Source organism: Agromyces sp. Y782 (assembly GCF_059445405.1).
In genome coordinates, this window is record NZ_JCAIUG010000001.1 from 2,812,486 (window position 1) to 2,835,840 (window position 23,355).

Consider the following 23,355-nt stretch of genomic DNA (forward strand, 5'->3'; position numbering starts at 1 on the left):
CTCGATCGGAGATCTACGTGGGAATCCATCCGATTCTGCGCAGATCCCCGATCTGATGGCGGGCGCGACTGACAGCGAGAGGGAAGGATGCCGCGTCAGGCGTCAGGCGCCAGGCGCCAGGCGTCAGGGTCAGGCGTCAGGCGCCGGGCTTCGAGAGGAATATCGACCGGGCGGGTGGCGGCGACGGCACCGCCGTGGCATCCGTCACGACGGGTGCGCCTGCGATGAAGCGCCGGAGCTCATCGCCGTCGACGAGCTTCGCCGGGGCCGGGTCGCTCGCGAGGCGCCGGGGCAGACCGTCGAAGGGCAGCTCGTCGTGCGAGGCGTACATCACGATATTGCCGAAGCGGCGGCCCTTCAGCATCGAGGTGTCGGCCGCGATCGCGAGGTGCGGGAAGACGTGGGCGAGGGTCGCGGCCTGCGACCGCGCGAAGCCGAGGCCGGCGCCGTCGGCGACGTTCACCGCCACGATGCCGCCCGGCGCGAGTCGAGGCGAGACGAGCCCGTAGAACTCCGCACTCGTGACGTGCGCGGGTGTGCGGGCGCCCGAGAAGATGTCGACGACCGCGATGTCGACGGCGCCGTCGAGTCCGGCGGGCAGCTTCGCGAGCACCTCGCGAGCGTCGCCGTGGCGCACGCGCACCTGAGCGCCGCGGGGGAGTGGCAGGTGCTCGCGCACGAGATCGACGAGCTCGGACTCGAGCTCGATCACCTGTTGGCGTGAACCGGGCCTGGTCTCCGCGACGTACCGCGGCAGGGTGAGCGCGCCGCCGCCGAGATGCACCGCGGTGATCGGTTGCCGGTCTGGGCGCACGAGGTCGATCGCGTGGCCGATTCGCCGTACGTACTCGAAGCCGAGCCAGTCGGGCCGCTCGAGCTCGACGTGGGATTGGGGCGTTCCGTCGACGTAGAGGGTCCACGAGCCGGGCGCTTGACGCGACTCCTCGAGCCGGGCGAGGTGGCCGCTGACGGCGAGGCGGCGTTCGAGGTCTGGCACGGATGCCACGCTACCGCGCACCGCCCGTCGGGGAGCCGCTGCTCGCGGGCGAGCGAGTGCGGCACGTGTTCAGCATGCGCCCCAGAGCGCGAAGTCGAGTCGCTCGCCGTCGAGCACGCCGGCGGGATGCGGACCGAGGGTGAGCAGTTGCTCGCGAAGCCCGACCGGCAGACGGGCGGGTGCGGCGATGAGCACGGCATTGCCCTCTTCCGCGCCCGAGAGCACCTTCGGGTCGCCGGCGACGAGGAGCGCCGCCGAAGGATCGGCGCGGGCGATCGCCCGCGTCTGACTCCGGAGCCGGGTGAGGCCCGCCGCGTCGGCCACGTTCACGGCGAGCACGCCGCCGGGCGCGGTGAGTCCGAGGCATCCGCTCATGAACTCGATGGAATCGACGAACGCCGGCGCCTCCAGTCGGCTGTAGAGGTCGACGATGACGAGGTCGAACTGCTCGGCGACAGTGGCGATGACGGATGCCGCGTCGCCGATCACGAACGTGACGCGCGCGTCGGCGGGCAGCGGCAGGCGCGCGAGCACGGTGCTCAGCAACTCGCGGTCGAGCTCGACGACGAGCTGCTCGGAATCGGGCCGGGTCGCCGCCACGTAGCGGGCGAGCGTGAGGGCGCCGCCGCCGAGGTGCAGTACGCGAAGCGGGGTACCCGGCGCGGCGAGGGCGTCGACGACGTGACCGATGCGACGGGTGTACTCGAAGAACAATCGGGTCGGATCGACCGCGTCGACGTGCGACTGGGCCGTGCCGTCGACGAGCAGGGTCAAGCCGTTCGACGAGAACACGTCGGCCTCGAATTCGATGCGCGGCTCCATTCACGAATCGTGTCACGGATGCCTCGCCTGTCGCCTTGCCTGTCGACTGGCAGGGTGCCTTGCCCGGTCGGAAAGCCGGTGCTGAGTGGACGCGAAATCGGGTTATACCGGAGAATCGCAGACAAATCAAGAATCGACTGGACACGGCGCGCCTGGCGGCATATAGTTAACCTTTGCGCTCCCAGACCCACCATGCCTTCATATTGCGGTCGGCTTCGTGTACGTGTCGAGATTCTGTGCGGTTCACCGCTGGGATATTCGGCCGCATTCGTCTGAGGGGTTCCACTCTCCGCTACCGACAGTGAACCGGCCCGACGGGGCCATGGAGGTTTTTCACTTGGCCGCTGCGCGCAACGCAACCACGCCCACCCCCAAGAACGGACGCGGTGCAAGCCGTCTCTCGTTCGCCAAGGTCACCGATACCCTCACGGTACCCGACCTGCTCGCCCTTCAGACCGAGAGCTTCGATTGGCTCGTCGGCAACGATGCGTGGAAGACACGCCTCTCTGATGGCAAGGCAGCCGGTCGTGAAGACCTGCCTGAGACCACCGGTCTCGAGGAGATCTTCGAAGAGATCTCCCCGATCGAAGACCTCGGTGAGACCATGCAGCTCTCGTTCACCAACCCTGAGCTCGAGCCTCCGAAGTACACGATCGACGAGTGCAAAGAGAAGTCGAAGACCTTCTCAGCACCGTTGTACGTGAACGCGGAGTTCATGAACCACCTCACGGGTGAGATCAAGACGCAGACCGTCTTCATGGGCGACTTCCCGCTGATGACCCCCAAGGGCACGTTCGTGATCAACGGCACCGAGCGTGTCGTCGTCTCGCAGCTCGTGCGTTCGCCGGGTGTCTACTTCGACCGCACCGCCGAGAAGACCTCTGACAAAGACATCTACTCGGCTCGCGTCATCCCGAGCCGCGGTGCCTGGCTCGAGTTCGAGATCGACAAGCGCGATCAGGTCGGCGTTCGCATCGACCGCAAGCGCAAGCAGTCGGTCACGGTGTTCCTCAAGGCCCTCGGCCTGACCTCGGAAGAGATCCTCGAAGAGTTCGCCGGCTACGAGTCCATCGCCCTCACCCTCGAGAAGGACAACATCCTCACGAAGGAAGAGGCGCTCAAGGACATCTACCGCAAGCTCCGTCCGGGCGAGCAGGTCGCTGCCGAGGCCGCGCGTGCGCTCCTCGACAACTTCTACTTCAACCCGAAGCGCTACGACCTCGCCAAGGTCGGCCGGTACAAGATCAACAACAAGCTCGGCCTCGAGGCTCCCCTCACCGACTCGGTGCTGACGGTGCAAGACATCGTCGCCACGATCAAGTACCTCGTCGCCCTGCACGATGAGCGCACCACCCTGCCCGGCCGCCGCGCCGGCAAGGCGGTCGACCTGCGCCTCGACGTCGACGACATCGACAACTTCGGCAACCGTCGCATCCGCGCTGTGGGCGAGCTCATCCAGAACCAGGTGCGCACCGGCCTCAGCCGCATGGAGCGCGTCGTGCGTGAGCGCATGACGACGCAAGACATCGAGGCGATCACCCCGCAGACCCTGATCAACGTGCGACCCGTCGTCGCCGCGATCAAGGAATTCTTCGGCACCTCGCAGCTCTCGCAGTTCATGGACCAGAACAACCCGCTCGCGGGTCTGACCCACAAGCGTCGTCTCTCGGCGCTCGGCCCCGGCGGTCTCTCGCGTGACCGCGCCGGTGTCGAGGTGCGAGACGTGCACCCGTCGCACTACGGCCGCATGTGCCCGATCGAGACCCCGGAAGGCCCGAACATCGGCCTCATCGGTTCGCTCGCATCGTTCGCGCGCATCAACTCGTTCGGTTTCATCGAGACCCCGTACCGCAAGGTCGTGGCAGGCAAGGTCACCGAGCAGATCGATTACCTCACCGCGATGGAGGAAGAGGACCACATCGTCGCGCAGGCCAACGCCCCGCTGACGAAAGACGCCCACTTCGCCGAAGAGCGCGTGCTCGCCCGCAAGAAGGGCGGCGAGGTCGACCTCTTCCCCGCAGACGAGATCGGCTACATGGACGTCTCGCCGCGCCAGATGGTGTCGGTGGCGACCTCGCTGATCCCGTTCCTCGAGCACGACGATGCGAACCGCGCCCTCATGGGTGCCAACATGCAGCGTCAGGCTGTGCCGCTGCTGCGCAGCGACTCGCCGTTCGTCGGAACCGGTATGGAGGGCTACGCCGCGGTCGACGCGGGTGACGTGGTCACCGCCGACAAGTCGGGCGTGGTCACCGAGGTCTCAGCCGACTCGGTCACCGTGCAGCTCGACGAGGGCGGCACGCAGAACTACTTCCTGCGCAAGTTCGACCGCTCCAACCAGGGCACCTCGTACAACAACCGCGTTCTCGTGAACACGGGCGACCGCATCGAGGCCGGCGAGGTCGTCGCCGACGGCCCTGCGACCGACAACGGCGAGCTCGCGCTCGGCAAGAACCTGCTCGTGGCGTTCATGCCGTGGGAGGGTCACAACTTCGAAGACGCGATCATCCTGAGCCAGAACCTGGTGAAAGACGACGTGCTCTCCTCGATCCACATCGAGGAGTACGACGTCGACGCGCGCGACACGAAGCTCGGCAAAGAGGAGATCACCCGTGATCTCCCGAACGTCAGCCCCGACCTGCTCGCCGACCTCGACGAGCGCGGCATCATCCGCATCGGCGCCGAGGTCCGGCCCGGCGACATCCTCGTCGGCAAGGTCACGCCGAAGGGCGAGACCGAGCTGTCGGCCGAAGAGCGCCTGCTCCGTGCGATCTTCAACGAGAAGAGCCGTGAGGTTCGCGACACCTCGCTGAAGGTTCCCCACGGTGAGCAAGGCACGATCATCGCCGTCAAGGTGTTCGACTCGCAAGACGGTGACGACGAGCTCGGCTCGGGCGTCAACCAGCGAGTGGTCGTCTACATCGCCCAGAAGCGCAAGATCACCGAGGGCGACAAGCTCGCCGGCCGCCACGGCAACAAGGGCGTCATCTCGAAGATCCTGCCCGTCGAAGACATGCCGTTCCTCGCAGACGGCACTCCGGTCGACGTCATCCTGAACCCGCTCGGCATCCCCGGCCGCATGAACTTCGGCCAGGTGCTGGAGACCCACCTCGGGTGGGTCGCCAAGCAGGGCTGGAAGGTCGAGGGCAACCCGTCGTGGGCCAAGAAGCTCCCGAAAGACGCCCATGAGGCTGCGCCCGGCACCAAGGTCGCGACCCCGGTGTTCGACGGTGCGCTCGAGGAGGAGATCGCGGGTCTGCTCGACTCGACACTCCCCAACCGCGACGGCGAGCGGCTGATCGACTCGAGCGGCAAGACGCAGCTCTACGACGGCCGCTCCGGCGAGCCCTTCCCGTACCCGGTCTCGGTCGGCTACATGTACATCCTGAAGCTGCACCACCTCGTCGACGACAAGATCCACGCGCGTTCGACGGGTCCGTACTCGATGATCACCCAGCAGCCGCTCGGTGGTAAGGCGCAGTTCGGTGGTCAGCGATTCGGTGAGATGGAGGTCTGGGCGCTCCAGGCCTACGGTGCCGCGTACGCGCTGCAGGAGCTCCTCACGATCAAGTCCGACGACATCCTCGGCCGCGTCAAGGTGTACGAGGCGATCGTCAAGGGCGAGAACATCCAGGAGCCCGGCATCCCCGAGTCGTTCAAGGTGCTCATGAAAGAGATGCAGTCGCTCTGCCTGAACGTCGAGGTGCTCTCGGCCGATGGCACGGCTGTCTCCCTCCGCGACACCGACGACGAGGCCTTCCGCGCTGCGGAAGAGCTCGGCATCAACATCTCCGCGCGCTTCGAGTCGTCGAACATCGACGAGATCTAAGCCAGGCCAGTAGACGATTCCAGAGACTTTCCAAGGAGAGAAATTGCTCGACGCAACGACTTTTGACGAGCTTCGCATCGGCCTGGCCACCGCAGAGGACATCCGCAAGTGGTCCTACGGTGAGGTCAAGAAGCCAGAAACCATCAACTACCGCACCCTGAAGCCCGAGAAGGACGGTCTGTTCGGCGAACAGATCTTCGGCCCGAGCCGCGACTGGGAGTGCGCCTGCGGCAAGTACAAGCGGGTGCGATTCAAGGGCATCGTGTGCGAGCGCTGCGGCGTGGAGGTCACCAAGTCCTCCGTTCGTCGTGAGCGCATGGGACACATCGAGCTCGCAGCGCCCGTGACCCACATCTGGTACTTCAAGGGCGTTCCCTCGCGCTTGGGCTACCTGCTCGACATGGCGCCGAAAGACCTCGAGAAGGTCATCTACTTCGCCGCCTACATGGTGATCGACGTCGACGACGAAGGTCGTCACGCCGACATGCCCGGCCTCGAGAACGAGCTCCGGCTCGAGATCAAGACCATCGGCGACCAGCGCGACGCACGCATCGCAACGCTCATGGCCCGCAAGGAGGAGGAACTCGCCTCCCTCGAGGCCGAAGGCGCCAAGAGCGACCAGAAGAAGCGCGCAGAAGCTGCCGCCGACAAGGAGATGACGCAGGTCCGCAAGTCGGGAGACGAGCAGATCGCGCACCTCGAGCGCGTGTGGGAGGACTTCCGCACCCTCAAGGTCGGCGACCTCAAGCCCGAAGACTCGGTGTTCCACGAGCTCCAAGACCGCTTCGGCATGTACTTCGACGCCTACATGGGCGCCGAGGCCATCAAGAAGCGCCTCCTGGCGTTCGACCTGGCCGCCGAGGCCGACGACCTGCGCCTGCAGATCGCCGAGGGCAAGGGCCAGAAGAAGATCCGCGCGATCAAGCGACTGCGCGTCGTCAGCTCCTTCCTGCAGACCGGCAACTCGCCGGCCGCGATGGTGCTCGACGTCGTGCCGGTCATCCCGCCCGAGCTGCGCCCGATGGTGCAGCTCGACGGTGGCCGATTCGCGACTTCCGACCTCAACGACCTCTACCGTCGTGTGATCAACCGCAACAACCGCCTGCGTCGTCTGCTCGACCTCGGTGCTCCCGAGATCATCGTGAACAACGAGAAGCGCATGCTGCAAGAGGCGGTCGACGCACTGTTCGACAACGGTCGTCGTGGTCGCCCCGTCACCGGTACCGGCAACCGTGCCCTCAAGTCCCTGAGCGACATGCTCAAGGGCAAGCAGGGTCGTTTCCGCCAGAACCTGCTCGGCAAGCGCGTCGACTACTCGGGCCGTTCGGTCATCGTCGTCGGCCCGCAGTTGAAGCTGCACCAGTGCGGTCTGCCCAAGCAGATGGCACTCGAGCTCTTCAAGCCGTTCGTGATCAAGCGCCTGATCGACCTGAGCCACGCTCAGAACATCAAGGCGGCCAAGCGCATGGTCGAGCGTTCGCGTCCGCAGGTCTGGGACGTGCTGGAAGAGATCATCCGTGAGCGCCCGGTTCTGCTGAACCGTGCACCCACGCTGCACCGCCTCGGCATCCAGGCCTTCGAGCCGCAGCTCGTCGAGGGCAAGGCGATCCAGCTCCACCCGCTCGTGTGTGCTGCGTTCAACGCGGACTTCGACGGCGACCAGATGGCCGTGCACCTTCCCCTCTCGGTGGAGGCGCAGGCCGAGGCCCGCATCCTGATGCTCGCCTCGAACAACATCCTGAAGCCGTCAGACGGTCGTCCGGTGACCCTGCCCACGCAGGACATGATCATCGGCCTGCACCACCTGACGACGGGCAAGCCCGGCGCAGCCGGTGAGGGCCGCGCGTTCTCGTCGATCTCCGAGGCCATCCTCGCGTTCGACCAGAACCGTCCGGGTGAGATCGCGCTCGACCTCGGTGCCACGGTGAGGATCCGCCTCGAGGGGCTGCACTTCGCCGATGGCGAGACGCCCGAGAACTTCGTGCCGAGCAAGCCGTACCTGCTCGAGACGACCCTCGGGCGTGCGCTCTTCAACGAGGCGCTGCCGGTCGACTACCCCTACGTGAACGCGCAGGCGGGCAAGACCCAGATCTCGGAGATCGTCAACGACCTCGCCGAGCGCTACCCGAAGACCGAGGTCGCTGCGACCCTCGACCGAATCAAGGACGCCGGCTTCAAGTGGGCGACCCGTTCGGGCGTGACCGTGGCTCTCTCCGACATCCTGACGCCGCCCAACAAGGGCGAGATCGTCTCGAAGTACGAGAAGCAGGCCGCCAAGGTCCAGGGCCAGTTCGAGAAGGGTCTCACGACCGACCTCGAGCGTCGCCAGGAGCTCATCCAGATCTGGACCAAGGCGACCGACGAGGTCGCCAAGGCCATGCAGGAGAACTTCCCGACCGACAACACCATCAACCGCATGGTGACGTCGGGTGCTCGTGGTAACTGGCTGCAGGTGCGCAACATCGCCGGCATGCGAGGCCTCGTGAACAACCCGAAGGGTGAGATCATCCCTCGCCCGATCATCTCGAGCTACCGCGAAGGCCTCTCGGTCGCCGAGTACTTCATCGCGACGCACGGTGCCCGCAAGGGTCTGGCCGACACGGCCCTCCGTACGGCCGACTCGGGCTACCTCACGCGTCGTCTCGTCGACGTCTCGCAAGATGTGATCATCCGCGAAGACGACTGCGGCACGACCAAGGGTCTCGAACTGCCGATCGCGACGACGGATGCTTCGGGTGCGCTCGTGCGCGACCCGAACGTCGAGAACGCGGTCTACGCCCGCAGCCTCGCCGCCGACGCGGTCGACGCGAAGGGCACGGTCGTGGCCGAGGCCGGCTCCGACGTCGGCGACGTGCTCATCGAGAAGCTCATCGCCGCAGGCGTCGAGTCGATCAAGGTGCGTTCGGTGCTGACCTGCGAGTCGGCCGTCGGCGTGTGCGCGAACTGCTACGGCCGTTCGCTTGCGACCGGCAAGCTCGTCGACATCGGCGAGGCCGTCGGCATCATCGCGGCCCAGTCGATCGGCGAGCCCGGCACGCAGCTGACGATGCGTACCTTCCACACCGGTGGTTCGGCTTCGGCCGACGACATCACGCAGGGTCTTCCCCGCGTGCAGGAGCTCTTCGAGGCTCGTACCCCCAAGGGTGCTTCACCTATCGTCGAAGCCCCGGGGCGCATCACGATCGATGAGACCGACCGGCAGCGCAAGGTCATCCTCACGCCTGACAACGGCGACGAGCCGATCGCGTACAACGTGCTCAAGCGTTCGACCCTCCTGGTCGAAGACGGCCAGCACGTCGAGCTCGGCCAGCAGCTGATCGTCGGCACCGTCGACCCGAAGGAAGTCCTCCGGGTCAAGGGTGTGCGCGATGTGCAGAAGCACCTCGTCAACGGTGTGCAAGACGTGTATCGCTCGCAGGGCGTGCCGATCCACGACAAGCACATCGAGGTCATCGTGCGCCAGATGCTGCGCAAGGTCACCGTCGTCGACCACGGCGACACCGACCTGCTGCCCGGTGAGCTCGTCGACCGCCTGAAGTACAACGGCATCAACCGTGCCGCGCTGACCGAGGGCAAGAAGACGGCTTCGGCCCGTCAGGAGGTCATGGGTATCACCAAGGCGTCGCTGGCGACCGAGTCGTGGCTGTCGGCCGCTTCCTTCCAGGAGACCACCCGCGTGCTCACGCAGGCGGCCATGGAAGGCAAGAGCGACCCGCTGGTCGGGCTCAAGGAGAACGTCATCATCGGCAAGCTCATCCCCGCCGGCACCGGTCTGCAGAAGTACCGGAACGTCGCGGTCGAGGCCACTGAGGAGGCGAAGGCGGAGCGGTACCCGAACCGCATCTTCACCGACGACGCGGCCTTCACCGAGGGCGACTTGAGCTTCGTCGACTTCGACGCATTCTCGAGCGACGACTTCACCCCCGGCAACTACAGCTGAGTGTGACCGCTCACTGAGCGTGTCGAAGTGAGCAACGAACAGGGCCCCGGAGCGATCCGGGGCCCTGTTCCGTCTCAGGGATGCTGCGGCATCCGATCACCCCATGAGGCGACGGATGCCGCGGCATCCGCTCAGCCCAAGCGGGTCGCGAGCCACTCGGCCTGACGCTGCCACTGCACACCCTGCCCGCCCTCGTGCTCGTTGAAGTCGTACTCGACGATGTCGGCGGCCGCCGCGTAGTGGTTGCGTGCGGCATAGACGGTCGACGGCGGGCAGATCGGATCCATGCCGGCCACGGAGAACAGCGCCGGCGCGCTCGCCCGCTTGGCGAAGTTCACACCGTCGAAGTACGAGAGCGTGCGGAAGGTCTGCTCGGCAGCGCCGCGCTGCACCGAGAGGTAACGCGTGATCTCTCGGTAGGGGTCCCGGTCGGTCATGCCGACAGCGTGCTCGAAATGGCAGAGGAAGGGCACGTCGGGCATCGCTGCCACGAGACCGTCGGTGAGGCCGGCCGCGGCGATCGCGATGCCGCCGCCCTGGCTGCCGCCGCAGACGGCGACGCGAGTCTCGTCGACTCGGTCGAGGGATCGGATCGCGTCGATCGCGAGTACCGCGTCGGTGAACACCCGGCGGTAGTAGTATCCCGTGGGGTCGTCGATGCCGCGCGTCATGAAGCCGGGGAACGAGGGCCCGGTGCCGTGCGGGTCGGGCGTGCCGCCGCCCGTGCCCCAGGCGCTGCCCTGTCCGCGGGTGTCCATGATGAAGTGCGCGTAGCCCGCGCCGGCCCAGGCGAGCCGCTCATGAGGCAGGCCTCGGCCGCCGCCGTAGCCGTTGTACTCGACCACGGCGGGGAGCGCGCCCGTTGCACCTGCGGGCACGACGAACCAGCCCAGTACCGGGTCCCCGGCGAAGCCGCTGAAGGTCATGTCGAAGATCTCGAACGAACTGAGCGGTGAATCGAGCCGGGTGAGACGCGGCGGCTGGGCGAGGGCGCGGGACTCGGCGAGGGTCGATGCCCAGAACTCATCGAAGTCAGCGGGTTCGGCCACCTCCGGTCGATAGTCGCGGAGCTCGTCGAAGGGGCGGTCGAAGCGGGGCACGGGGTCCTTCCGGGTCAATGGTGGAATCGGTGGTCAGCGTAGCGCGGCCGGTCGCCGGCGCAGAGTGCGCCAGTGACAAGACGTCGCACGGGGCGCTACGCTCGCTCGAAACGCCGACGCAGCCGACCGAAGGACTCGCGATGACCGAGCACACTCCGCCTGCACGATCCGCGGTGTCGGCACCGACGGGTGCCGGTGCCCCTCGACCCCTGCTGAAGCGCCCGCTGTTCTGGCTCGTCGTGATCGCGGTGCTGCTGGTCGCCGTCGTCGCGGTGCTCGTCGGCACCGCCATCGGCGGGGCGGCAGGAGCTGGCGCCGCAGGGTCGGCGTCACCGAGCACGTCGCCCGGCTCGACGGCGACGACGCCCTCCTCGGACCCACCCGCGACACCGGGTGCGACGCCGGCGACCGCTGCGGTGCCGGGGGAGTGCGCCGAAATCTACACTCGCGACTGGAATGCCGAGCTCGGCGGCCTCGCCCTCAACCCGGAGTGGACGGAGACGCCCGGCAACGGGCCCTTCTGGGGGTCGAACGACGCCGGAGCGATCACCGTGCTCGAAGCGACATCCGCCCTCACCTGTGCGTGGGTGAGCCCGAACGGCGGCGGCGATGTGGGCATCATCACGAACATCTCGAGTCTCAGCCCCGAGCAGCAGGTCTCCATGCTGGAGCACCTCGGCGCGAGTGGCTTCGCGTGCTACGCGGAGCTCTCGGGCACCCGATGCGTCGTCGAGTCGTCGTCCGACGCGGGCGCTTCAGGGGAGTCGCATTTCCTTCGGGAGGGCATCTGGTCGGCCACGCGTTGGTCGAACGTCACCGCAGACGGGTACACGCATGACATCGTCGCGACGATCTTCGGCTGAGCGAAGCGCCGTGTGCGCTCCCGGTCTCGGGGGCTGCGCGTTGCTACAGTTGGTCAACCGCGGGTACGAGCGTTGCCCGGAAGGAGCGCGATCATGAGCAGCACGACTCCCGGAAGCGAACCGGAGCGACACGACGAGCACACCGGTCCGGTCGACGACCGCGCCGGCGTCGACGCCGTGGACCCCGCGGTCGATGCGACCGGCACGGGCGATGCGACCGGCACGGGCGCGATCGACGCGAGCGACGAGCCGACCCCGGTCGAACCGGCCTTCGGAACCGATGCCGAGCCCGCCCCCGATGCCGGCAGCGACGACCTCGCAGTGACCTCGCGCCTCGACGAGGCCGTCGAGCGCGCGAACGCCGACGCGGCGGCATCCGAGACCAACGGCATCGACGACACGGTTGTCGCGGCCGCACCTCTGCCCGTTCCCGCCGACACCGTACGGCGCGAGACCTACGTGCCGGCTGCGACCGTGGCGACGGGCACGGCCGCCGGCGCCGCGACACTCGCCGATGAGACGCCCGAACCCCTCTACGTCGCTCCGCAGGCCGGGCCGCAGACGATCTACGTGCAGGCCCCGACCCCGCCGAAGGCGAGGGGCAACCGCGGCTTCGGGGTGCTCGTCGCACTCATCGGCACGGTGCTGTTCGGCGTGCTCTACGCCGTCATCGCATACGTGCTGTACCTGAACTACGGAGCGCCCGCCGGCCAGGCCCTCGGCGTCGCCGACTTCCTCGCCCAGCCGACCTTCTGGGTGCCGGTGATCGTCTTCTTCCTGGCCTTCGCGCTGCTCGCGGCGATCGTCAATCGCGGCCCGTGGTGGACCTACGCGGTGTTCGGCCTCCTCGTCGGGGTGCTCGTGTACTTCTCGTACATCGGCGCTGCACTGCTGGCCGTCGAAGCGTGGACGCTGACGCTCGACCAGGCTTCCCAATTCATCGCCGAACGCTGGCTCGACCCGTTCGCGATCGTCGCAGCCGTCATCGCCCGGGAGATCCCGATCTGGTTGGGCGGCTGGATCGCCGCGCGCGGCCGCGCCGTCACCGAGCGCAACCGCCTGGCCTTCGAGGCCTACGACCGTGAGGTCGCGGCGGGGCCGCAGGCGCGCTGAGCCCGGCTCAGCCGCAGGGCAGCTCGGCGGCGGCCGCGTCGAGGTCGATGGCATCGCCCCACGCCGTGAAGGCGAGTTCGGTATCACCCTCGAGTTCGGCGACGCTGAGCGAACGGGGCAGCGGCGAACCGTATCGCTCGACCGTGAGCACGCCCACCATCGCCTCTGACGAGCCGATCTGCACGGCGAGGGTGTCGTCGTCGACGTCGGGAGCGGCCACCGACAGCTGCGCGCCGGACAGTACCGCGTCGAGCACGGCGGCCGGCTCGGTGAACGGCGCCCATCGGGCGGCGGCCGGATCGGTGCCGACGGTGCACTGCGCGGACGTCAGTTCGGGGCGGCCGCTCGAGGCGGCGTAGGCGTCGTTGCCTCGCACCCGGGTACTGCCGCCATCGACGAGCAGTTGCGCTTCGAGGTCGCCCGCGAGGAAGTGCGCGCGATAGCCCGACGGCCGGCCCGCAAAGTCGATCGTCAGCATGCGGGCGGGCAGCGTCTCGCCCTCTTCGGTGAAGATGAACTCGTTCACCGTGCCCCGCATCGACACCGGGCCGGCGGCGTGCACCGACTGGACGATGATCGAGGCGATCTCGCTCGAGGGGGCCAGCCAGAGGCCGTTGCCGGATGCACCGTCGAAGGACTCGGCGTCGATGCCGTTCGGCGCGGCCGGGAGCTCGGCCGCCGCGCTGCAGGCGGTGAGCAGGGCGGGAGCGGTGAGGGCGGCCACGGCGAAGGCGGCGATCCGGATGCCTCGGCGGCTCGCCGCGCGTGTGCCCGCCGAGCGGCCCGCGGCGCTGCGGGGCGCGGTCACGAGGCGGCGTCCGCCGCGCAGATGCTCGCGCCCTTCTGCTCGGCGACGGTGGCGGCGTCGAGCGAGACCTCGCCCTGATCGCCCGCGGGGCGCACCACGAAGCAGGTGCGGTCGTCGTAGAGCCCCGCTGCTGCGGGCAGCCACGCCTCGGTGCCGGTCACGAAGCCAGTGAGGTCGCTCGCGGTGCCGTCGCCGGAAACAGCGAAGAGCGCGTAGTCGGCGTCGGGACCCGACCAGTCCAGGCGCAGGTTGCCGGACTCGGTATTCACCGAGAGGGCGGAGACTTTCACGCTCGAGTCGGTGAGGGCCGAGACGATGAGCCAGACGACGAGTCCGGTGAGCGCGAGGAAGGTGAGGCTGACCGAGACGATGAAAGCGGGGTGCAGCCACCAGCGGCGCACATGCGGCGGCGCCTCGGAGAGCTCGGGTAGGACCGAACCGCCGCTTCCGAGTGCGCGGGCCCCGCCACGGCCCCCGAGCTTCGGCTGGCCCGCGGCCCCACCGACCGTCGCCGTCCTCGTCGCAGTCGACGGCATCCCGGTCAGGCGGTCGGTCATCGCTCGGCTCCCTGCCTTCGGTGCACGCGGTGTTCGGTGCGCGGTTCGGTACATGCGGTGTTCGGTAGGTGCGGTGTTCAGTCGGTCGCGCAGAGCTGGTCGCACGACCGCGTACCATGCTATATCGGTGCGCCTGCTCGGCCCGGCGCCGACAGCAGAGTGCAAGAGAGGTGAGTGTGGGCATCGTGCGACGACGACTCCCGGCGCTCGCCGTGGTCTTCGCCATGCTCTTCGCGACGCTGTTCCTGGCGTCCTCTCCGTTCGCCGCCGATGCCGCAGAGGCACCGCCCGACGCCGACCCCGCTCGCGTGGAGATCCCGTACCTCGGCACCGCGTCCATCGACATCCCGGCTCCCTGGTTCATCACCGATTGCGCGGCGCCGCTCGCCGCGACCCCGTTGGTCACCGCGTGCGAAGCGAACACGATCTCGCTCGCCGCACCCGAGTACGACCCCGATGCCGGGGCCGTGGCACTGCGACTGTCGCTGAGCGACGGGCGCATCAGCACGACGACGGTGTACCGGGTGGTGCTCGAGCCGCCGGCGCTGCCCACGGCGATGCCGAGCACCGAGCTGCGCCCGGTGCCGGCCGGTTCGCTGCTGCGGATCCCGATCTCCGAGCTCCGGCTCGAGTGCCAGGTGTGCAACACCACTGGCGGCAGCCTGCGCGCCGTCGCTGTGCAGCCCGAGAGCGCGGGCTCGCTCTGGGCGACCCCCACGCACCTCGTGTTCAGGGCCGCCGCCGATGCGCGGGGCCCCGTCGAACTCGTCTTCCGCTTCGCGGACGACTACGGATCATGGTCGGGCGACGCGAAACTCGCCGTGTCGATCCTCGACCCGGCCGTCCGACCACTGGCCACCGCCGACATCGTCGTCGAGCTGGCCGAGGGCGCGGCGAGCGTCGATCTGAACGCGCTCGCCTTTCCGCTCGGCGGGGGAGAGCTGATCGTAGTCGGCTGCGGCGATCCGATTCGCGGGCAGGTGCGCTGCGCGGCCGACGGCACTGCCGAGTACCGCGGCGACGGCGGCGTCGATCAGTTCTCGTTCCAGGTGGCCACTGCCAAGGGCGGCCGCGGCTTCGGCACGGTCACGGTCGTGCCGGTCGGCACGACCGAGCCTGCACCGGGCATGGCGTCCATCGCGCCGCCGAAACAGTCGAAGACGGGCGTGCCCGTGCTCGTGCCGCCCGCGGTTCCGGTCGAGGACGACGGGGCGACGGGCGGCGGACTGCTCGGGCCGCTCCTGTCCGTGTTCGATCGGGTGGGCGCGTGACGAAACGATGAGTGATGAACGAATGACCCAAGGCGGAGGGCCGGACCGATGAGCTTGAGACTGACGATCGATCCGGCGATCAGTGGGGACGCGGCAGGCTCGTGGTCGCTCGACGTCGATGAGGCGACGACGGTCGGTGAGGTCGCCGAGGCGCTCGGCCTGCCCAGCGATGTACTCGACCCGCTCGCCGGCGACGCCGCCGCGCTCGCCGAGAGCACGCTGCTGTCCGGGGCATCCGTGCCGACCCGAGGCGAGCAGTCGCTGCAGCCGGGCACCGTGCGACTCGAGTTCGTCGGCGGCCCATTCGCGGGCGACGCGGTCGCCCTCGCCCGTGGCGCCGCCGTGACCGTCGGCAGCGAATCGGGCGCCTCGATCGTGGTCACCGACGGTGCGCTGCTGCCGATGCACGCGAGCCTCGCGCTGAGCGAGGCGACCAACGCCGACGGTCGCCCAGCACGCCTCGTTGCGACCCTCACCCCGGCACCCGACGCGGAGGTCTGGGTCAACGGTGAGCGCCTCGAAGAGGCGCGCGAGATCGTCCCGGCCGACCTGTTGCAGCTGGGCAGCAGCGTGCTGCGACTCGGTATCGCGCCGGCCGCCGACGCCGACCTCACCCGTGACGCCCTCGGCGATCGCGGCTTCAACCGACCATCGCGCATCCGCCCTGCGACCGAGCAGCCCGCCATCTCGCTGCCCGGCGACCGCCCCGAAGACCCCGACCAGTCGCCGCTGCCGTGGCTCTCGGCGATCATCCCGGTCGTGCTCGGGGTGACCATGGCGATGGTGTTCGGCCGCGCGATCATGCTGCTGATGGCGGCGGCGAGCCCCATCATGGTCATCGGCTCCTTCCTCACCAACCGCAAGCTGGCGAAGAAGAAGGGCGTGAAGACCGAACACCAGTGGATCGAGGAGGTGCGCGTCGCCGAGCGGCGCATCGAGGACCTCGCCAAAGTGCAGCGGCTCGAGAACTGGTATCGGCTGCCCGACCCGGTCGTCATCGGCGACATCGCGACCAAGCCGTTGTCGCGCCTCTGGGAGCGGCGTCGCACCGATGCCGACGCCCTGTCGATGCGCGTCGGCGTGGCCGAGGTCGCCCTCGACGTGCGCTTCGAGGGCGGCGGTCGCGACCGCGGTGAGTCGCGTCGCGTCGGAGTGGCACCGGCACCGGTCGCGGCCGAGCTGCGCAGCGGGCCCCTCGGCATCGCCGGGCCTGCCGACGTCGTCCGCAGCGTCTCGCGCTCGATCGTCGCGAGCTTCGCGACGCTACGCTCGCCCCGGGACTCCGAGATCGTCATCGTCTGCCCCGACGACGCGGCCGACGATTGGGCGTGGACCCAGTGGCTGCCCCACACCGAGAGCGGCTCCGCCGCGGCCGCCGTCGGCAACACCGGTGACAGCCGACGCGAGCGCGTGCGGGAGCTCGGCGTCGTGCTCGAGCAGCGCGTGCGCGCTTCCGGCCAGCGCGGCGCCCCACCGTCGAACGACATCCTCGTCGTCGTCGACGGTGCGCGCGAGTACCGCATGCTGCCGGGCATGGTGCCGCTGCTCGAGCATGGCGCGGCTCACGGCATCCACGTCATCGCCCTCGACAGCGAGCGTGCGCGACTGCCGGAGGAGGCCAAGAGTGTCGTCGTCGTCGACGACCACGACCCTGCCATGGCACGCGTCGAGACCGGCTCCGAGTACTACCCGATCGTGCTCCTCGACGGCCTCTCGGTGACGCGCTGCGATCAGATCGCGCGCAGCCTCTGCTCGCTACGGCACGTCAGCGGCGTCGGCGACGACGCCATGCTGCCGATGAGCGTGCGCTACGCCGAGCTGCTGAAGATCGACCTCGACGACCCCGAGCCGATCGTGCGCCGCTGGTCCACCCACCCGCGCAACACCTTCGTCGTGGTCGGCGCGACAGGTGAGGGCGAGTTCGCGATCGACATCTCGCGCGACGGCCCGCACGCCCTCGTGGCCGGCACCACCGGTTCGGGCAAGTCCGAGTTCCTGCAGGCGCTCGTCGTCAGCCTCGCGATGGCCAACCGGCCCGACGCGCTGAACTTCGTGCTCGTCGACTACAAGGGCGGCTCCGCGTTCGCCGACTGCGAGCGGCTGCCGCACACGGTCGGCATGGTGACGAACCTCGACGCCCGCGAGACCGAGCGCGCCCTCGCCTCGCTCGACGCCGAACTGAAGCGCCGCGAGAAGGTGCTGCGCGACATGAATGCGAAAGACGTCGACTCCGCGTGGGCGAAAGACGCCGACACGGCCGCCCGTCGCGGACTCGCGCGCCTGATGATCGTCATCGACGAGTTCGCCGAGCTCAAGACCGAGCTGCCCGAGTTCATCGACGGACTCGTGCGCATCGCCCGCGTCGGTCGATCGCTCGGCGTGAACCTCGTGCTCGCCACCCAGCGGCCCGCTGGTGTCGTCACCCCCGAGATGCAGTCGAACATCAACCTGCGCGTCGCCTTGCGCGTCACCGACCGCACCGATTCCTCCGACATCCTCGGCTCGGGCGAGGCGGCGATGATCAGCCCTTCGACACCGGGCCGGGGCTTCGTGCGCACGGGGCCGGCCTCGGCGCCCGCCCCGTTCCAGACCGCTCGAGTTGCGGGCATCCGTCCCGGAGCGCAGCGCCAGGTGAAAGTGCTGCCGCGCAAAGCGCCGCTCGAGTGGGCGGACCTCGGCTACCCCGTGCGCTATCCGAAGGCGGTGTCGACCCAGCAGCAGAACGCCGACCACGACGACACCGACCTGCGGGCGCTCGTGAACCTCGTGACGGCCGCCACTCAGCAGCTCGGTGTGCCGAAGAACCCCTCGCCGTGGCTCATGCCGCTGCCGACCGTGCTGCCGCTCGAGAAGTTCCAGGACCAGCGGGTGCCCGAGCACCACATCGCGCTGGGCCTCGAAGACGTGCCGGGGGAGCAGTCGCAGCGCACCCTCACCTGGGGCGTCGCAGAGGGTTCGCACGTGCTCTTCCTCGGCGGTGCCCTCTCGGGCCGCACGACGGCGCTGCGCACGATGCTGGCGCAGCTCGTGCAGGAGTTCTCGCCGGCCGACCTGCACATGTACATCATCGACTTCGGCAACGGTGCGCTGCTGCCGCTCGTCGACGCCCCGCACACCGGTGCGGTCGTCACCCAGCTCGACTCCGATCGGCTGCCGCGACTCGTGCAGCGCCTGCTCGAAGAGCTCGGCCGCCGCCAGTCGGTGCTCTCGGCCGCCGGCGTCGGGCACATCTCCGAGCAGCGGGCCCAGTCGACCCCCGAGACGCGGCTGCCGTTCGCGATCGTCGCGGTCGACGGCTGGGAGCGCATGCTCTCGACGATGAACCCCGACCAGCTCGTCACCTTCCGTGATCAGTTCATGCGGATCCTGCGCGAGGGACCCGCGGTGGGTGTGCGCGTGATCATCACCGGCGACCGCGGCATCACGGGCGACAAGATCATCTCGTTCATCGACGAGCAGTACGTGTTGCCGCTGCGTGACATCGCCGACTACCGTACGGCCGGCATCCTCGCCCGTGAGGTCCCGCTGAACCTCGGGCCGGGTCGCGTGCTCTTCGGTGCGAACGCCGCCGAAGCCCAGCTCGCGGTGCTCGTGCATGACACGAGCGGTGAGGCGCAGACGACCGCGCTACGCCGGATCGTCGAGCAGGTGCGCGACCACTTCGACCAGTTCCCGCAGCTCGCGGCGCTGCCCTCGCCGTTCCGCGTCGATCCGCTGCCCGGTCACTTCGCGCTGACGGCCTCTTACGAACTCCCGCTCGGCGAGTCCGGGCCAGACGACGGCCCGGTCGTCGCGGTCGGCGGTGACCTGCTGTCGCGGTTCACGCTCGATTGGCCGGCCGACGGCGGGTTCGTCGTCACCGGCCCCCGCAAGTCGGGTCGTTCGTCGGCGCTCGCGGCGATCGTGCACCAGCTCGCCTGGCGCAAGGCCCCGGTCGTCGTGGTCTCGGGTCGCGAGTCGATCCTCACCGAAGTGGCGGCCGCCCACGGGATCCACGTCCTCAGGGGCGGCGACATCGGTCCGGCAGAGCTCGACCCGATCCTCGACGCCGCCGGTGAGTTCGTCACCGTCGTCGTCGACGACGCCGAGCAGCTCAAGAACGCGCCCATCGAGCACGCGCTCACGGGGGCGAAGCATCGTGCAGTGTTCATCGTGGCCGCCGATTCCGAGTCGCTGTCGACGCTGTTCGGTGGTCCGGTCGTCGAGGCGAAGCGCGCCAGGCGTGCCCTCGTCCTGCGCCCGGAGTCGACGATCATGGGCACTCAGGCGGTCGGTTCACCGATTCCGAAGTTCATGCTCGGTCGCGCCACGCCCGGTTCTGCTGTACTCACGACGCCGAGCGGCTGGCTGCCGGTACGGGTGCCTGATATCCGGCAATGAAGGATGCCTCGCGCACATAGACTGGCCCGGGCGACACCGGGAATGACCGGGTGGTGCGCCCGTCGAGAAGGGGATGATCCGAGTGGCTTCTGCCCGTTGCGTGTATTGTGACGCCACGTTGCAGCCGAACAGCATGTACTGCATCTCGTGCGGTCAGCTGATCCCGCAGTCGAGCACGCCGCCCGTGCCCGCTCAATTCCAGGTCGCGAAGCCGAAGCCGGCGCCGCGAAATGACACCCCGACTCCGGCCGCAGCCGCCCCGCTCGAGCCCGTTCCGCTGCCCCGCTCGCTGCCCTGGCAGCAGCCGGGTGCACGCATCGAGGTGCTTGCGCCAGAGCCCGTCACCGTCGCGCCGATCGAGCGGGTCGAGCTGCTGTTCTCGACCGGTCAGCGAATCGTCGTCGAGGGGGCCGCGGTCATCGGTCGAAAGCCCGCCGACACCGCGCTCGCCATGGGCGCCCGGGCCGTCGAGGTCGTCGACGACACGCGCTCGGTTTCACGGGTACACCTCTTCCTCGAGGTGCAGGGCGGTCAGATCACCGTGGGCGACGCCGGATCGGCGAACGGCTCGCGGATCGAGCGCGCCGGTCAGCTGGTGCCGCTCGAGAGCGCGGGCACCCGTGTCGCGGTCGAGATCGCCGATACGATCTGGCTCGGCGATCTGAGCTTCGTGCTGCACGCGGCCTGACGCGGCAGCGGGTCGTGCGCACTCGCTCAGTCCTCAGTCGCTGAAGAGACCCGAGACGAAGCCGTTCACGATCGTCTGGCTGGCGCGAGCGCCGTAGTGGTCGACCGTGAGGCGGCTGATCGCCTCGTACGAGGGCCCCTCGAGTCGCACGAGCGGCAGGGCTTGCCAGTCACGCCGGTTGCGGCCGGCGACGCCGGCGTAGGCGACACGGTCGGCCCTGGCGAGCCAGACGCCGAAGACGACGTCTCCTTTGTTCGTGAGGGGCAGCGGCAGGTAGACCCGCGGGTCGCCGCCTGCCAGTCGCCCGAGTACGGCGGAGGCCTCGTGCGAGGGCAGCGCCAGATAGGAGCTCGCTTGCTGCTTCAGCACCGTTCCGGTGGCGACGCGCTCCCAGCGGTACGACCAGGCGAGCAGCCAGACGAGTCCGCCCAGCGCGGCTCCGGCGCTGAGCAGCACCGCGCCGGGTGCGACCGCGTCGCGCAGGCCGCCGCGACGGCCGCGGTACGTGCTCGACAGTTCGACGAGGGCGTCGTACATGACGATGCTGAGCACCAAGAGGGCCAGCCCGAGCACGAGCATCACGACCGCGGCGATCATCTGCCCGTGCGAGCGCACGCGGCGCACCTCGGTCGGGCTCGCGTGCAGCGGCTGCTCCTGAGGTTCGGCGGTCACGCGGTGCCCTTCTGAACGGGCCACTTGTGATCGATCATCGGCCCCTTCCATTCGAAGTAGTCGAAGATGCGGTCGAAGGCACGGGCCGGGATGCATCGGCGCTCCGCCTCGCGGATGACGAGTTGTGCAGCCTGGTGCGCACTGGCGTCGTCGAGCACCGCATCGAGCAGGAGTGGCACGAGACCGCGACGCCGACCGTCGAATTCATCGAACACGGTGACGCGTTCACCGCCGGGCGCGCCCGCGAACGCGTCACGCAGCGCCGCCGCGTCGCGCACCCCGAGCTCGCACAGGAGGGTGCCACTGCCGGCGCGCACGGCGGTGTTCGCGAAGAAGCCGATGACCGGCAGCCGTTGCAGCATGCCGGTGCGCCGCCGGTCGTCGAGCACCCCGACGAAGACGATCTCGGACCAGGGGATGAGCGGGGCCGTTGCGAGCTGCACACCGGAGGACCCGACGGCGATCGCGATGTCGTCGTCGGCGATGAGCAGCCCGAGGGCGCGTCGGCGTCGATGCGCGAGGATCGCGGACGCGAGGCCGGCGAACATGGCCAGCGCGGCGATGACCACCGTGAACCAGCCGAAGCCCTTCATGATCGCGACGACGACAAGGGCGGCGAAGACGGCCGCGGTGACGAGACCGGCCACGAGGATGCGACGATTCAGACGCTCGGTCGTGTCAACTTTCGCCCGGTCGACGTGGGCCCGGTAGTCCGCCTGCACTGCATCCTCATTCTCATGCCACGGACAAGGCGTACCGCGCGCGCCGTCAGCCTACCCGGCCTCAGCGTGTCGCGCATTCGGGGGCGATGGCCGCGTGGAGCAGTAGGGGAGTCCTCCCCATCGGCATTTCCGGTGCTTGCAGGTAACGTGTTCGACGCACAGACAATTCGGAGCGAAGGCTCCTGCTCGGTGCCTACCGAGGCATCCAATTCAACGGAGGAAATCATGGCGGAGATCCGCGTCACATCCGACTCTCTCGCCGGTGTCGCCGGCCAGCTCTCGAGCGGCTCGCAGTCGATCGAGTCGCAGCTGTCGAACCTGAAGTCGCTGGTCGAGGGGCTCATCTCGGGCGACTGGGGCGGCACCGCGTCGCAGAGCTTCAACGAGCTGTACTCGCAGTGGGACCAGGCCGGTCTCCAACTGAAGGAGTCTCTTCAGGGCATCAGCGACCTGCTCAACCAGGCTGCACTGTCGTACGAAGACAGCGAGAACGCGATCGCCGGCACGTTCAACGGCTGACGTAAGGACAACAGATGCCGGCGTGCGGCGACGCACGCCGGCATCGGTTCACGGCTAGGGGTCATGGATGGTCTTCTTCAAAGTACGCGCCGATTCGCTGAGCGAGGTCGCGGCGCTGATCGGCAACGTCATCGTGACGTTCGACGCGAACCTCGCGTCAGCCGACAGCGTCGTCAGCCGCATGGCAGGCACGACGTGGGTCGGTGATGACGCCGAGAAGTTCAGTGAGAACTGGGCCGCATTCATGACCCTGGCCTCGCAGGTCCGGCTCGCTCTCACGGGCCTGCAGCAGGGCCTGATCGCCGCCGACGGCAGCTACACCCGCACTGAGACGGGCATCGGTACCGGCTTCCGCCAGCGCCAGCAGGGCCTCGTCAGCGTGCGCAGCGCCTCGGGCAACCTCAGCACGCGCGTGGCGAAGGGCGAGGACAAAGCGGAGGACATGGCCGAGTTCTTCGGTCGCGACTACGCCGGCGACGACGAGGTCGAGCAGTTCGGCGGTGGCGCGCTCGGCCCGCGCAAGACGAGCGGCCAGGCTACGGGCGGTGGTTCAGGCGACACCGACGGCGACGGCGATGACGATTCGATCGGCAAAGGCGTCTTCCGCCTCAGTGCCGACGGCGAGCCTGATGTGAACGGGTACGTCGAGGTCGACATCGACCTGCCCGACTTCGGCCCCGTGGTCGAGGCGTTCGAACAGATCCAGGGAGGCGGCGCGAATGGCTGAGCAGCAGGCCGACACCACTGAGCTCAGTGAGCTCGTGCAGACGATGAACGAACTCATCGGCTACGCCTCGGCACTCAAGCAGGGAGCGAGCGGGTTCGCCTACATGCTGCCCACCGAGTGGCAAGGCCCCGCGATGCAGGCATTCCTCGGCTCGTTCAGCGCTTGGACGGTCGGTGCTTCAGCCATCGAGGCGAACGCGCTGGCGCTCAAGAACCAGGCGGAGGCCTCGTCCAAGGCGTACTCCACCACCATCGAGAACCTCGACTCCTCGTGGGCGTCGATCCAATCGAACTTCGAGGCGTAGCGCCGAGGCCCACCGCCTGCTCGCGCCTTCTCGTATCAGAACC

General features: G+C 68.6%; 17 protein-coding genes. 10 read left to right on the forward strand and 7 right to left on the reverse strand.

Annotated features, from left to right (window positions below; genetic code table 11):
• Positions 1-136: 136 nt before the first annotated feature.
• On the reverse strand, positions 137-997 hold the full coding sequence (locus AC1C2S_RS12775; RefSeq protein WP_495352897.1) for a spermidine synthase: 861 nt from the start codon (positions 995-997) through the stop codon (positions 137-139).
• Positions 998-1,066: 69 nt separating this feature from the next.
• Positions 1,067-1,819, reverse strand: coding sequence for a spermidine synthase (locus AC1C2S_RS12780; RefSeq protein WP_495352898.1), 753 nt, complete (start codon positions 1,817-1,819; stop codon positions 1,067-1,069).
• Positions 1,820-2,156: 337 nt separating this feature from the next.
• On the opposite strand from AC1C2S_RS12780, the gene rpoB reads away from it, so the two are divergent.
• Together rpoB and rpoC are read left to right on the forward strand one after the other, a co-directional pair.
• A complete protein-coding gene (gene rpoB / locus AC1C2S_RS12785) occupies positions 2,157-5,648 on the forward strand; it encodes a DNA-directed RNA polymerase subunit beta (protein ID WP_495352899.1) in 3,492 nt (1,163 codons plus the stop codon).
• Positions 5,649-5,691: 43 nt separating this feature from the next.
• The gene (gene rpoC, locus AC1C2S_RS12790; protein WP_495352900.1) at positions 5,692-9,588 is read left to right on the forward strand and encodes a DNA-directed RNA polymerase subunit beta'; all 3,897 of its coding nucleotides are present in this window, start codon (positions 5,692-5,694) and stop codon (positions 9,586-9,588) included.
• Between the two features lie 131 nt (positions 9,589-9,719).
• On the opposite strand, the gene AC1C2S_RS12795 is transcribed toward rpoC, so the two are convergent.
• Entirely contained in the window at positions 9,720-10,688 is a 969-nt protein-coding gene (locus tag AC1C2S_RS12795) for an acetylxylan esterase (protein ID WP_495352901.1), read from the reverse strand.
• A 140-nt stretch (positions 10,689-10,828) separates the two neighbouring features.
• Between AC1C2S_RS12795 and AC1C2S_RS12800 the strand changes: the two genes are divergently transcribed.
• The gene (locus AC1C2S_RS12800; protein ID WP_495352902.1) at positions 10,829-11,551 is read left to right on the forward strand and encodes a hypothetical protein; all 723 of its coding nucleotides are present in this window, start codon (positions 10,829-10,831) and stop codon (positions 11,549-11,551) included.
• A gap of 93 nt (positions 11,552-11,644) precedes the next feature.
• Positions 11,645-12,664 (forward strand): hypothetical protein, encoded by a 1,020-nt coding sequence (locus AC1C2S_RS12805; RefSeq protein ID WP_495352903.1) that lies wholly within the window; start codon positions 11,645-11,647, stop codon positions 12,662-12,664.
• A 7-nt stretch (positions 12,665-12,671) separates the two neighbouring features.
• On the opposite strand, the gene AC1C2S_RS12810 is transcribed toward AC1C2S_RS12805, so the two are convergent.
• Both AC1C2S_RS12810 and AC1C2S_RS12815 read right to left on the reverse strand, forming a co-directional pair.
• Positions 12,672-13,472, reverse strand: a complete 801-nt coding sequence (locus tag AC1C2S_RS12810) for a hypothetical protein (RefSeq protein ID WP_495352904.1) — start codon at positions 13,470-13,472, stop codon at positions 12,672-12,674.
• A complete protein-coding gene (locus tag AC1C2S_RS12815) occupies positions 13,469-14,029 on the reverse strand; it encodes a hypothetical protein (RefSeq protein WP_495352905.1) in 561 nt (186 codons plus the stop codon). The genes AC1C2S_RS12810 and AC1C2S_RS12815 overlap by 4 nt, the downstream gene beginning before the upstream one ends.
• Before the next feature lie 185 nt (positions 14,030-14,214).
• Here AC1C2S_RS12815 and AC1C2S_RS12820 point away from each other — a divergent pair, with 185 nt between their 5' ends.
• The 3 genes from AC1C2S_RS12820 to AC1C2S_RS12830 all read left to right on the forward strand — a co-directional run bounded on the left by AC1C2S_RS12820 (position 14,215) and on the right by AC1C2S_RS12830 (position 20,368).
• The gene (locus tag AC1C2S_RS12820; protein WP_495352906.1) at positions 14,215-15,300 is read left to right on the forward strand and encodes a hypothetical protein; all 1,086 of its coding nucleotides are present in this window, start codon (positions 14,215-14,217) and stop codon (positions 15,298-15,300) included.
• A gap of 48 nt (positions 15,301-15,348) precedes the next feature.
• A complete protein-coding gene (locus AC1C2S_RS12825) occupies positions 15,349-19,680 on the forward strand; it encodes a type VII secretion EssC family protein (protein ID WP_495352907.1) in 4,332 nt (1,443 codons plus the stop codon).
• Between the two features lie 184 nt (positions 19,681-19,864).
• Positions 19,865-20,368, forward strand: a complete 504-nt coding sequence (locus AC1C2S_RS12830; protein ID WP_495352908.1) for an FHA domain-containing protein — start codon at positions 19,865-19,867, stop codon at positions 20,366-20,368.
• Positions 20,369-20,401: 33 nt separating this feature from the next.
• On the opposite strand, the gene AC1C2S_RS12835 is transcribed toward AC1C2S_RS12830, so the two are convergent.
• Both AC1C2S_RS12835 and AC1C2S_RS12840 read right to left on the reverse strand, forming a co-directional pair.
• The gene (locus tag AC1C2S_RS12835; RefSeq protein ID WP_495352909.1) at positions 20,402-21,040 is read right to left on the reverse strand and encodes a hypothetical protein; all 639 of its coding nucleotides are present in this window, start codon (positions 21,038-21,040) and stop codon (positions 20,402-20,404) included.
• Positions 21,037-21,762 carry a hypothetical protein gene (locus tag AC1C2S_RS12840; RefSeq protein WP_495352910.1) on the reverse strand — a complete coding sequence of 242 codons (726 nt, stop codon included), beginning with the start codon at positions 21,760-21,762 and terminating at the stop codon, positions 21,037-21,039. Before AC1C2S_RS12840 ends, AC1C2S_RS12835 begins: the two co-directional genes overlap by 4 nt.
• 225 nt (positions 21,763-21,987) lie before the next feature.
• Between AC1C2S_RS12840 and AC1C2S_RS12845 the strand changes: the two genes are divergently transcribed.
• The 3 genes from AC1C2S_RS12845 to AC1C2S_RS12855 all read left to right on the forward strand — a co-directional run bounded on the left by AC1C2S_RS12845 (position 21,988) and on the right by AC1C2S_RS12855 (position 23,312).
• On the forward strand, positions 21,988-22,281 hold the full coding sequence (locus tag AC1C2S_RS12845) for a WXG100 family type VII secretion target (RefSeq protein WP_168197117.1): 294 nt from the start codon (positions 21,988-21,990) through the stop codon (positions 22,279-22,281).
• 67 nt (positions 22,282-22,348) lie between these two features.
• Positions 22,349-23,008, forward strand: a complete 660-nt coding sequence (locus AC1C2S_RS12850) for a WXG100 family type VII secretion target (protein ID WP_495352911.1) — start codon at positions 22,349-22,351, stop codon at positions 23,006-23,008.
• Positions 23,001-23,312 carry a hypothetical protein gene (locus AC1C2S_RS12855; RefSeq protein WP_495352912.1) on the forward strand — a complete coding sequence of 104 codons (312 nt, stop codon included), beginning with the start codon at positions 23,001-23,003 and terminating at the stop codon, positions 23,310-23,312. Before AC1C2S_RS12850 ends, AC1C2S_RS12855 begins: the two co-directional genes overlap by 8 nt.
• Positions 23,313-23,355 lie beyond the last annotated feature (43 nt).

What these genes read in the sequence shown, in the direction of transcription:
- AC1C2S_RS12800 (WP_495352902.1), top strand. Translation starts at nt 10,829, where the DNA reads ATGACCGAGCACACTCCGCCTGCACGATCCGCGGTGTCGGCACCGACG.
- AC1C2S_RS12815 (WP_495352905.1), bottom strand. Translation starts at nt 14,029, where the DNA reads ATGACCGACCGCCTGACCGGGATGCCGTCGACTGCGACGAGGACGGCG.
- AC1C2S_RS12780 (WP_495352898.1), bottom strand. Translation starts at nt 1,819, where the DNA reads ATGGAGCCGCGCATCGAATTCGAGGCCGACGTGTTCTCGTCGAACGGC.
- AC1C2S_RS12825 (WP_495352907.1), top strand. Translation starts at nt 15,349, where the DNA reads ATGAGCTTGAGACTGACGATCGATCCGGCGATCAGTGGGGACGCGGCA.
- AC1C2S_RS12845 (WP_168197117.1), top strand. Translation starts at nt 21,988, where the DNA reads ATGGCGGAGATCCGCGTCACATCCGACTCTCTCGCCGGTGTCGCCGGC.
- AC1C2S_RS12805 (WP_495352903.1), top strand. Translation starts at nt 11,645, where the DNA reads ATGAGCAGCACGACTCCCGGAAGCGAACCGGAGCGACACGACGAGCAC.
- AC1C2S_RS12855 (WP_495352912.1), top strand. Translation starts at nt 23,001, where the DNA reads ATGGCTGAGCAGCAGGCCGACACCACTGAGCTCAGTGAGCTCGTGCAG.
- AC1C2S_RS12850 (WP_495352911.1), top strand. Translation starts at nt 22,349, where the DNA reads ATGGTCTTCTTCAAAGTACGCGCCGATTCGCTGAGCGAGGTCGCGGCG.